The following is a 5,489-nucleotide window of genomic DNA, read 5'->3' on the forward strand; positions in this document are numbered from 1 at the left end:
TTTTTTCGCGCACGAAGCTCCAGCATCGCCTCGCCATAGGCCTCTTGCAGATCCTTGAGCTGCTTCTCGTACTGTTCCCGGATATCGAGCGGGTTGGCGCGCAAGGAGTTCTCCATCCCGCGCTTGGCATCCTCGATCCAGCCCTCAATCTCAGAGGGTGACAGATCGAAGGAACGACTGGCTTCCGCCACCGTCGTCTTGCCTTGGATGATCTCGATGACCAGCGCCGTCTTCCGCTTCGCTGTCCACCGCTTGATGCTGTCGTCCATCGTCATACTCATCGCTATTTTCCTCTCTATAGCATGAGCAGATTTTCACTGGGTCATTACACGCCTAAGGTGTCGTCGCGGCCAGCGAGACATGCGCGTCAAGCGGCGGGTGCAGTTCGAACGCCTTCGACTTCGGTCTGAGTTGCTCTCGCCGCAGTTTTCGCGGTGCAAGGAGGCTCAAGGAAACGTCCAATCGCAAACCAACCAACCAAGCCTCAAAAAACGGCGATGATCAGAAAGACATCGCTTGGGGCAAAGTACGACACAGCGCGCGCAAGCCAATATGGCCGCACAACCACCGCATGCTGGCACTTGCTAAGCATCTCGGTCTGCGCAGCATTCCGCAATACGCGTCTGGGCGTCTTGTCTTCGTAGATACAGATGGCACAGTTCGTCGTGACCTCGACTTTGCCACCATGGGAGGTGCGTTGCGCATCAAAGGTGGGATGGCGCGCGTGACCTATGCTTGAGCCGAAATGTTGGGAGATAGTCTGCACTTAGATCACCCAGTGCGCAGGGTAAGCGAGGACACCTCAGGCGTGACGCTCGTCTGTAACACCTTCGAAATGCGGGCAGCAGGTGTCGTTTTTTCACTGCCGCCACGGCTCACGACGGGCTTAGGGATTGCCGTTCCCGATACACCAACATGGATGCCTCACCTGTTGCACGCAATATAGCTAACTGATCAAACGCAACACGCGCTAAACGAGCAAACGCCCCCTACGCCAAGATCACGTCGCTCGTGCCAAATTGGCCGACGGCGGACAGGCTGAAAGGTATGATCCTGTCAGGTCCACAGCACCGTGGGGTGAAACAATTCCTGCGCGCAGACAGGACGCGCAGCAAGATGTTGCTCGGTGGAGTAGCGGCAGATGGTTTCTAGCTCGTTGTGGTTAGTTTGATAGCCGTAGCGCCAGTAATCGGCACCCATCACAAGCCGAGTGCGCTCGAGCCCGGCGCCAAGCCACGGCAAAGTCAGCCGGTTGGCCGACCCAAGCCAGATATTTTCTAGCCGCTCCATGGCAATGCGTTTGGCTTCGCAGAATATTTCAAACAGTGACATCGCCAGCCCAGGGTCGTCTTTCAATAGGCTCGCGCGCACTGCCACAATATGCATGATTGGGAAAAATCCAGTGCGGCGGAAATAATCAGCCTCGGCCGTTTCGGGGTCGGGTATCAGACGCCGGATGCGGGGATCGCCCTTCAGAAAGGCCATGGGCGGCTTGGGGGCCAGAACCGCGTCGATCCGCCCATCGAGCAGCAAATCCTGCAAGGTTTCCCCCTCGGCGATGGGGAGCACTTCCATTCCTTCAGGCAGGGAAAGCGCCAGCCGCTCGTGGCGCACCCCTTCGTCTAGAGCGCCGGTCCGCCACCGGATGCTGGCCAGATCGACACCGTATTCATCTTGCAAGATGCCCCGCATCCAAAGTCCCGCGGTCATCTGGTATTCCGGCACGCCGACCACGCGGCCATTCAGATCCGCAGGGCTGTGAATACCGGATCCGCTGCGCGCGAAAAATCCGTTATGCCGAAATGCGCGCGATAGAAAGACGGGCAGAGCGGTATAGGGCGTGGTTCCCTGGGACAGCTGTAGGATATAGGTCGACAGCGACATCTCGGTCACGTCGAACCGCGCTTCTTGGGCGGCGATAGGAAATAGCTTGGTGGTGGGTAGGATCACCGGGTCGATTTCATAGCCCGGCAAACGCAGCGTCCCGTCATGGATCGGCATGACGCGGTCATGATCCCAGGTGGCGAGAGTGATCTTGGGCATCTTGTTTGTCCTGTTCGGCGGATTGAGGGATTTGGTGGCCCCGCGCAGCCAGCGCGGTTTCGGTCCGAGCGAAATGCTGTACGGTCAAGGCCGTGGCCTGTTCTGTGTCGCGGGCCAGTGCTGCCGCCGCGATGGCGGCGTGCTCGGCACCCAGATCGCGACTGCCTAACCCTTGATAGACCGAGGCGCGGCGATAGCGTTCGCACAGATCATGCAACTGCGCCCGGAGCCGTAACATCCATGTGGAGCCGCAAGCCGACACGATTGCGGTATGGAAATCGGCGTTCGCCCTTTCCCATGTGTCGGCAACCGTTCCCGCCGCGCGCGCCAAGACAGCGTCCTCTTTTTGCATGATATAGCTGGCCGCGACCACGCGCGCCTCCCAGCCATCATCGCCGTAGGCCAGCGAAAGGCGGATCGCTTCGGTTTCAATTGCCGTTCGCGCAGTGTTGAGATCGGCAAACTCCACCGGGTCCAGATCGGCCACCGCGAAGCCGCGATTGTCATGGGCCACCACCAGCCCGTCTTGCGCCAGCTTTTGTAACGCTTCGCGTAAGGGGGTGGGACCGATGGCATAGATCGTCTTGAGCTTGGCAATCCGCAAACGTTCACCCGGTGGGCGTGCGCCGGTGATGATATCGCGCCGGAGCCGGAGATAGGCGGTTTGCGCCAAGGTCTCGGCAGTGATGGGGTCAAACTGGGCCTTGATCACCTTGCTCTCCTCTTGGCCGGTCTCTGGTTCGGGTTTGACAGTCCATTATTTATTTGTTTTTCTACTTTATCGATAAAGTAAGGAAATGTCGATTATGAGAATCATCAGCTTTGAAACTGCCACGGGCCCCGCCGCAGGGTTCATTGATGGGCAAGAGGCAGTGATCTGCGCCGAAGGGGCGGGCGCGCTTGGTGCCGTTCTGGGGTTGATCGAGGGCGGCGCGGATGCGCGCGCGGACTGGGTTTCCAAGGGCGGTCGTCGCCTGCCGTTGGCGGATGTGCGCTTGTTGGCACCGATCCCCGAACCGCGGAGAGATGTGTTCTGTATTGGCAAGAATTACTACGCCCATGCCGCTGAGTTTTATTCCAGCGGCTTCGATTCTTCGGCCAAAGAAGAGGTGCCGTCGCATCCAGTTGTCTTCACCAAGGCCACGACCAGCGTTTGCGGGCCGGGAGATGTGGTGCGTGGCTCTCTCGATCCCACCGCATCGGTCGATTATGAGGGTGAACTGGGTGTGATCATCGGCACCCGCTGTTTCGGCGTCAGCAAAGCCGATGCGATGGACCACGTCTTTGGCTATGTGATCATCAATGATGTGACGTCGCGTGAGCTGCAAAAACAGCATAACCAATGGGTCATAGGTAAAGGGATCGACAGCTTTTGCCCGATGGGCCCGTGGATCCTGACCGCTGATGAGGTCTCTGATGTCACTGCGCTTGAGTTGGTGACCGAGATAAACGGCGAAGAACGCCAACGCGCACGCCTGTCGGATCTGATCTTTGATATACCCACGCTGATCGAAACCATGTCACGCACCATGACGCTGTTACCCGGTGATATCATTGCGACGGGCACGCCTGTTGGGGTTGGTATTGGCTTCAAGCCGCCGCGCTATCTTGAGAAGGGCGATCAGATGCGTGTCAGAATCACTGGGCTGGGGGTGTTGGAAAACACGATCGGCTAAGCGCTCGGGCGCAGCCGCGCTCCGGTAATGAGATTGAATCAGGCACTGCGTCGCGTGGGGCCTGCTTCTTTGCGCATCCAGAACATGACGATAAATAAATAAAATCACTCAATTTATCGAAATAATTTGACCATTTCGTATTTTTGTCGACTATTTGACCTTAGAATCAAAATTATCGGGGAAAATAATGAGACTGGTTGCGTATCGACAGAATAATGGCACCCGCCTGGCGCTGCGCGATCAGGATGGGGTGCGCGATGTCGGGCCGTTTCCAGCAAATAGCAGCGATTTTGCACAGTTTGCCGAAGATGTGGCTACTGGCCGGATCACTGGCGGTGCCATTGTCGCGGGAGCGATTGAGCCCGCGCTTCCAATCGTGGCTGATGCCCGCGTCATATGTATCGGCTTGAACTATGCCGAACATGCCCGCGAGGGTGGGCGGGAGCCGCCGAGCTATCCTGCGTTTTTCTTTCGCATCGACACCTCGCTGGCGCCGAGCGGCTCTGAAGTCGACACGTTGGGGATCAGCGACAAGCTGGATTATGAGGCCGAGCTTTTGGTGGTGATCGGCCGGGGCGGCCGAAAGATCGCCGAGGCCGACGCTTTGGATCACGTGTTTGGTTATGGCGTTTTCAATGACATTTCTGTCCGTGATTTTCAGCAAAAGGGCGGTCAGTGGACGCCGGGCAAGAATTTTGACGGCACCGGAATCTTCGGAGAACAGATTGTGACTGCCGATGAGCTTGCGCCCGGTGCGACCGGACTTGGCGTGCGCGCGATCCTGAATGGTGAAGTGATGCAGGATGCAAATACCGACATCATGATTTTCCCCGTCGCTAGAGCGATCGCGTTGATCAGCGAATTCATGACGCTGCGCGCAGGCGATGTAATTGCAACAGGCACACCCTCGGGGGTGGGCTATGCCCGCACGCCGCCGGTCTGGATGAAGCCGGGCGACGAGATCGTGGTCGAGGTCGAACGGGTCGGCCGCGCAGTAGCAAGGATAAGGTAAACAGATGGAAAAGCGTCCGGGTCTCTTGCCAGAGTTGATCATCCCGGTCGGGTCGATCGCATTCGGCATCTATTATCTGTCGACGGTGTGGGAATTGCCGTTTCAGGCCAAGGTCGTCGGCATCTACGTCGCTGCCGCGATTGCGATCCTAAGCTTCATTCTGTTCATCCGGTTCGGTCGGGAAATCTGGTCGGGTCAGAAATCCTGGGGGATCGAGGGGTTTTTCAGCGACCCGGTGTCGGAGGCACGCCGTTGGAGCGTGCTGGCACTCACCGTTGGTTTTATCGTGTTGATGCCGGTCTTGGGCTTTGTCGTCACGATTTTCGCCTTTGTGTTTTCTGCCGTGATCGTCATCGGCGGAGTAGAGCGGATCAAGGCTGCCGCTTTTACCGCTCTTGGCATGACCATCGTCGCCTTTCTTGTCTTCATCGTTCTGGTGAAGGTTCGTTTCCCGACGAACACCATAGACCAGACCCTTAAGGATCTTTTCCTCTGACATGGACCAGTTTGCCACCATAACCGGCCTATTTGCCTATTCGCTGACATTTTGGTGGGTAATGATCCCCGCGATCTTGTTAGGCAATCTGGTAGGCGCGATACCGGGATTTAGCGCGGCCAACACCATCATCATCTTGCTGCCTTTGACATTGTCGGTGGATGTTGAAGTGGCGTTGATCTTCATGATGGCGTTGTATTCAGCGTCGCAGCTTGGCAACGGCATTCCCGCGATCTTGGTCAATATTCCCGGAACAGGCGGA

Annotated in this window: 8 protein-coding genes; 5 read left to right on the top strand and 3 right to left on the bottom strand. The window is 57.4% G+C overall.

All coding sequences use genetic code 11. The annotated features are described in order from the left end of the window. Positions 1–281 (bottom strand): transposase (locus KG698_RS14500; RefSeq protein ID WP_213686267.1); only part of this gene is annotated, 281 nt, incomplete at its 3' end. A gap of 290 nt (positions 282–571) precedes the next feature. On the opposite strand from KG698_RS14500, the gene KG698_RS14505 reads away from it, so the two are divergent. Beyond that, complete coding sequence (locus tag KG698_RS14505) at positions 572–739, top strand: hypothetical protein (RefSeq protein WP_213685796.1); 168 nt, start codon at positions 572–574, stop codon at positions 737–739. A 317-nt stretch (positions 740–1,056) separates the two neighbouring features. Here the strand turns inward: KG698_RS14505 and KG698_RS14510 are convergent, their stop codons facing one another. Together KG698_RS14510 and KG698_RS14515 are read right to left on the bottom strand one after the other, a co-directional pair. Next, entirely contained in the window at positions 1,057–2,043 is a 987-nt protein-coding gene (locus tag KG698_RS14510; RefSeq protein WP_213685795.1) for a 4,5-dihydroxyphthalate decarboxylase, read from the bottom strand. Beyond that, positions 2,009–2,755 (bottom strand): FCD domain-containing protein, encoded by a 747-nt coding sequence (locus KG698_RS14515; RefSeq protein WP_213685794.1) that lies wholly within the window; start codon positions 2,753–2,755, stop codon positions 2,009–2,011. The genes KG698_RS14510 and KG698_RS14515 overlap by 35 nt, the downstream gene beginning before the upstream one ends. A gap of 85 nt (positions 2,756–2,840) precedes the next feature. Between KG698_RS14515 and KG698_RS14520 the strand changes: the two genes are divergently transcribed. The 4 genes from KG698_RS14520 to KG698_RS14535 form a co-directional block, all read left to right on the top strand. Next, positions 2,841–3,719 (top strand): fumarylacetoacetate hydrolase family protein, encoded by an 879-nt coding sequence (locus KG698_RS14520; RefSeq protein WP_213685793.1) that lies wholly within the window; start codon positions 2,841–2,843, stop codon positions 3,717–3,719. Positions 3,720–3,873: 154 nt separating this feature from the next. Then, entirely contained in the window at positions 3,874–4,731 is an 858-nt protein-coding gene (locus KG698_RS14525; protein ID WP_213685792.1) for a fumarylacetoacetate hydrolase family protein, read from the top strand. A gap of 4 nt (positions 4,732–4,735) precedes the next feature. Beyond that, positions 4,736–5,227 carry a tripartite tricarboxylate transporter TctB family protein gene (locus KG698_RS14530; protein WP_213686268.1) on the top strand — a complete coding sequence of 164 codons (492 nt, stop codon included), beginning with the start codon at positions 4,736–4,738 and terminating at the stop codon, positions 5,225–5,227. Between the two features lie 61 nt (positions 5,228–5,288). Then, positions 5,289–5,489, top strand: a 201-nt coding sequence (locus KG698_RS14535) for a tripartite tricarboxylate transporter permease (protein ID WP_213686269.1), incomplete at its 3' end; no start/stop codon positions are given.

Origin of the sequence: Roseicyclus sp. (genome assembly GCF_018402035.1) — a bacterium.
Taxonomy (GTDB): domain Bacteria; phylum Pseudomonadota; class Alphaproteobacteria; order Rhodobacterales; family Rhodobacteraceae; genus Roseicyclus.